This is a genomic window from Acidaminococcus sp. CAG:542, assembly GCF_000437815.1.
In the GTDB taxonomy this organism is placed as follows: domain Bacteria; phylum Bacillota; class Negativicutes; order Acidaminococcales; family Acidaminococcaceae; genus Acidaminococcus.
Window position 1 is genome coordinate 1 of record NZ_FR902024.1, and the last position, 4,807, is coordinate 4,807.

The window sequence follows — 4,807 nt, forward strand, 5'->3', positions numbered from 1 at the left end:
AGTCTCCAGCCGATGGAAGGAACCCGCAGGGCGGGTTCCTGGGAATATCTGAAACCCGCAGGCCGGGAAGGGCGGGCCTGGGGCCCACCCCTACAGCGTCAGGGTCTGGCAAACCGATAACAACGTATTTCATCGATTGGCCACATCCTGCAAAGGTCAGGACCCTCCGAAGTATTACGTTGTTATCGGTCCATGGACAACGAGGTTGTAGGGGTTCGCCGAAGGCAAACCCGTCCCGGCCGCCCGGAGGGCATGGCAAGAAGTCAGAAACGGCCCCAGGGGCCCGGCCGCCCTCTTTCATACTTTTTTTCTCCGGCCAGGTATGGTAGAGTAGTACTGACATAAGGAAAATCTTTTCAGAGGAGGACTGAAAATGTTTTGCATAAATTGTGGTACGAAACTGCCGGATGGGGCCAAATTCTGCTTTAACTGCGGGGCCAGGATGCCGGAAATGCCAAACGGTACGGTGCCGGAAAGTGCCCCGGCGGCAGACAAAGAGGCAGGGGCCCCGGCAGGCAGCACAGCGGCCCCGGCGGCACCTTCTGCATCCGGAAAGCCCGGTGGAGAGACGGCCCCTGCACCTGTGGAGGAAACCCTGCCCGATGTGCCGGGCAGCCAGTGCGTCATCCTTTCCAAATATCACATCGATTTCCCCCGGCCTCTGGCCCTGCGGCGGCAGCTGTGGGCCCCCTTCAACCGGGAAGGGGCCCGGCAGAGACGGCTTGTGGGCCGGTATATCCGGGAACACGTTGCGGTGGAGGAATACACGGACCCGGCTTCCCTGGTGGGGGACCTGACCAGGATCATCTTTAATGCCTGCGATCCTTCCATAGAGGCGGCGGTGGAAGTCCTGCTCAATCACGGCATCGATTTTGTAAGTAAAAAAGATCTGGAAGACAGACTTTTTGAGCAGTACAAGAAAACAGAACTGGTTACCGGGCTGGCCGAAGACCAGGCGGCGATCTCCCGCTACCTGGAGCAGCTGGGGGAAGAAAAAGAGATGAACAAGGCCCACTGGCAGGGAGGCGGCTTCGGCATCACCGGGGCCATTACCGGTGCGGTGAAAGCCGGCATGCTCAACATGGCTTCCGACGGACTGAGCGCCCTGGGACGGGCTGTTACGGGCAATTCCTATTCAGACAGGGCCAAACGGTTCATCCGGCAGCGTCTGGACCGCCGGAATTACGGGAGCCTGGGGGGCAATCTGGCGGACAACGTGATTTCCGTCTGGCTGGTCAACTACCTGATGGTGACCCTGACAGAGCATCACAAGCTCCCTCCCTTCAGCTTCCGGAACAAAGAAGTGGAGAGCCGGCTGGACAACATCGAGGTGATGATGGAAAAAGGCCGCTGCAGCAAAGAAACGGCCATGGAGACCCTTTGTGACTGCCTGACCCAGACTGCGGACAGCCGTTCCGTATACCGGGCCATGGCGAAACTGGCCCCGGAGGCCATTCCGGATATCCTGAAAGTGGCGGATGCGGAAGGAGAGGGGCTTTCCCTGGCCGGGGATTTATGGAGCGGCCTCCATCAGAAAGGGAACATCCCTTTTCCCTATTGGGTGGACTGCCTGGGCATTGAAAAAGGCCAGGCCATCAGGACCCCTGGGGAAATGGCGGCTCTCCAGTATCTGATGCGGGAGTATCCGGAAGGGTATGAGGAAGAACGGGTTGTGCTGGTCAATGCCAGCGACCAGACCCTTCCCTTCTATCCGGAGCTGGAACATGTTTCTTATTACGGGTTCGGTGACCATCTCCAGTTTGCCTATGAAGGGACGGAGCCCCTGGATTTTGCAGCCAAAAAGATCCGCTTCTATAATATCCGGTTTGCCCCGCCTTATGAGGCAGTGGCCGCGGCTCAGGTGGAAAATTTCAAAAAGGACGCCCGGAAGGCCCTGGACAAGGGAGACCGGCAGCAGGCGGCGGCCTCTTATCAGGCGGCTGCGGACATGGGGGACAGGGAAGCCATGTGCCGGTTGGGACTTGTGTGCCGGGATCTGGGGGACCCGGAAGAAGCGGCCCGATGGCTGAAGACGGCGGCAGAACTGGGGAATCCCAATGCGGCCTGGGAATTCTACCGGCAGAGTGTCCAAAACGGGTCTCCGGAATACGACTACCTGTCCGCGGCGGCCAGATGGGGCCATGGAGAAGCCAATATGAAAGAGGGCGAACTCTATGAAACCGGGACGGAAATGGAAGACGGCCAGGACTTTGACAAGGCCGCAAAGTATTATGGGAAGGCTGCGGAACTGGGCGTAGAAGGGGCCGCAGAAGCCCTGGAACGGACCAACAAGGCACGCCATACCCCTGCCTTCCAGGAGGCCCTTTTCAAGAACTACCAAAAATACAAGGACAGTAACGAAGAAAGGGCCCTGGACTATCTCCGGCGCAGCGCGAAGCTGGGATACGGGAAGGCCCGGGAAGTCCTTGCTGCCTGGGATCTGGAACAGGGGGCCCGGCTCCGGCAGGAAGAAGAAACGGACTGGTCAGAAATCTGTGCCCTGTACCAGGAAGCGGCGGACTGTGGCAGTCCGGAAGGCTGCTGGGAACTGGCCCGTTTGAAAGAAAATGGAAAAGGGACGGCTGTGGATCTGGCAGGAGCAGACCTTTTGATCCGCCAGGCGGCTGAAAAGGGCGTTGGGCCGGCCTGTGCCCGGATGGGCCTGGAAGAAGCCAAAGCCGGCCATAAGGAGGCCGCTTTCCAGTGGTATCAGAAAGGGGCTGAGGCGAAGGATCCCCAGGCATGTCTCCAGACCGGTCTGTGCCGGGAAAAGGGAACAGGCTGTGAAAAGGACCTGGAAAAAGCCCGGGACCTGCTGCGCACAGCCCTGGCCGGAAATCTGGCAGAAGCCCTGGCCCCTCTGCAGCAGGTGGACCTGGCCCTGGGGGACGCATTCCAGGCGGCAGGACGCGTTGAGGAGGCTCTGGCCTGTTATGAAGAGGCCGCAGCAGGAGAAAACGCTGAAGCCATGGTGAAGGCGGCGGCACTCCGGGGCAACCAGGATCTGGAAGACTGTTACGATTATGGGAAGGCCATGAGCTGGTATGAACGGGCGGCCAGCCTCCAGCCGGAAACGGAGGAAACGAAAACCGCCCGGATCTGTCTGAAGGCTGCCGGTGAATACCCGGACCTTCTGGCCTATCTGGAAAGCAAGCATGGGGCTCAGCTTGAAGGCAGCCATTACTATCTGGGGGACAATATCCCCGGAGACCTTCTGGACAACGCCATGAAGGCCTACGGCAGCCGTCTGGGTGTGGACCGCTCTGAAGTCCTGCTGCTCTGTGATGCCTCCAACGCCCTGCTCTGGGGAAAGGGAAAGAAAGGGTTCCTTCTGACAGACGAAGGGGATATCTTCACCTCCCAGGGCGGAAAAGCCTTCGTGGATGATTTCTGCCGGGTGTTCCTGGACCAGGATCATACGCTCCAGAGTGATACGGGTTTTGTCCTTTGTACCTTTGAAGAAAGTGACTGCAGCAGTCTGGATGCCAATTTTGCCTCCTGGCTGTCAGAAGAAGTGATCCTGTCCAAGGAAGAATACAATCTTGCCGAAGCCCACGGTGTCTTTGCCGATGAGGAAGAGGAAGACGAAGAGGAAGACAAAAGGGAACCCTCCGGCAGCCAGGCGGCGGAGGAACCCCGGCCTGCTGCTCAGGAGGCGCCCGCTGTCCCTGCTGACCGCCCGGCCGCAGGTTTCTGTTCCCAATGCGGAACCCCGGCCAAACCGGGGGCCCGGTTCTGTTCCCATTGCGGTGCTCCTCTGGCAGTGGGGCCTGCAGAAAAAGAGACCTCTTCAGAAGGAACTGACCGGGCAGCCCTCCTGGCCTTTGTACAGCAGCTGGCTCCCCTGGCCAATAAAACCAATACCTATCTGTACTGTGCCCCTGATATCCCGCCCAAGAAGATGGCCAATGCCCTGTCCAGCTATGCCCAAAGCTATGGGCTGGATCCAAAGGATGTCCTTGTCCTTTGCGACAAAACCGTAAGGGGAACGGCCCGGGACGGCTTCCTCCTGACCTGGGATACCCTCATTTCCTCTGAAACGGGAGCCGTTCCCCTCAAAGAAATCGGCCGGATAGAACCGCCCACCAGCATGTGGAGCGGCAAAATGATCCTCCAGCCCGGGAACCGGAAATTCCTGGCCATAGCCCGGGATGACGAACTGACAGCGTTCTGTGAAGGGCTGAACAAGCTGCTGAAGGGCAAGTAAAGAGGGCAGAGAGCAGAGCGTCAGGGCTTGGCAAACTGATGAAAACGTATTTCATCGATTGGCCGCACCCTGCAAAGACCAGGACCCTCCGGAGTATTGCGTTGTTATCGGTCCATGGACAACGGCGGCGTAGGGGTTCGCCGAAGGCAAACCCATCCCGGCCGCCCAAGGGGCCAAAACGTTCAAAGCCAGATGCCCGGCATCTGGCTTCCCATATCACGATATGTTATACTGTACACGGTGTTGTCTATACGGTAGGCGGTCAAATCTTGCCCCAGAAATGGGGTGGAGCCCTATGACGAAATACGATTTTTTTACCTTTTTGGTAATCCTCTTCGTGATTATCGTTGCAATTCGGGCATAAAGAAATCCGCCTCCAGCTTCCAACAGTAGGCGGATTTCTTTCCATACACTGCTATGGGGCTGACCGTCACCAGACAGCACCATTTGTATTTTCATTATAACACAGTTACAGGGGATTGCAAGGAGAACGGAGAACGAAAAGCGGCCAGCCGCTTTTCAGTCTCGCGCCAAAGGAGACCATTTGCCGGGGGCAAATGGACATGAGCTTACAGTCTCTAGTCACTAGTCTCCAGCCGA

General features: G+C 58.1%; 1 protein-coding gene and 1 pseudogene. Both read left to right on the forward strand.

Annotated elements, in window-relative coordinates; translation table 11 throughout:
* Positions 1-373: 373 nt before the first annotated feature.
* A pseudogene (locus QVO43_RS10095) lies at positions 374-436 on the forward strand (zinc-ribbon domain-containing protein); the annotation flags it as partial.
* A gap of 15 nt (positions 437-451) precedes the next feature.
* Positions 452-4,207 carry a zinc-ribbon domain-containing protein gene (locus QVO43_RS01365; RefSeq protein WP_288174294.1) on the forward strand — a complete coding sequence of 1,252 codons (3,756 nt, stop codon included), beginning with the start codon at positions 452-454 and terminating at the stop codon, positions 4,205-4,207.
* The last annotated feature ends 600 nt before the right edge of the window (positions 4,208-4,807 follow it).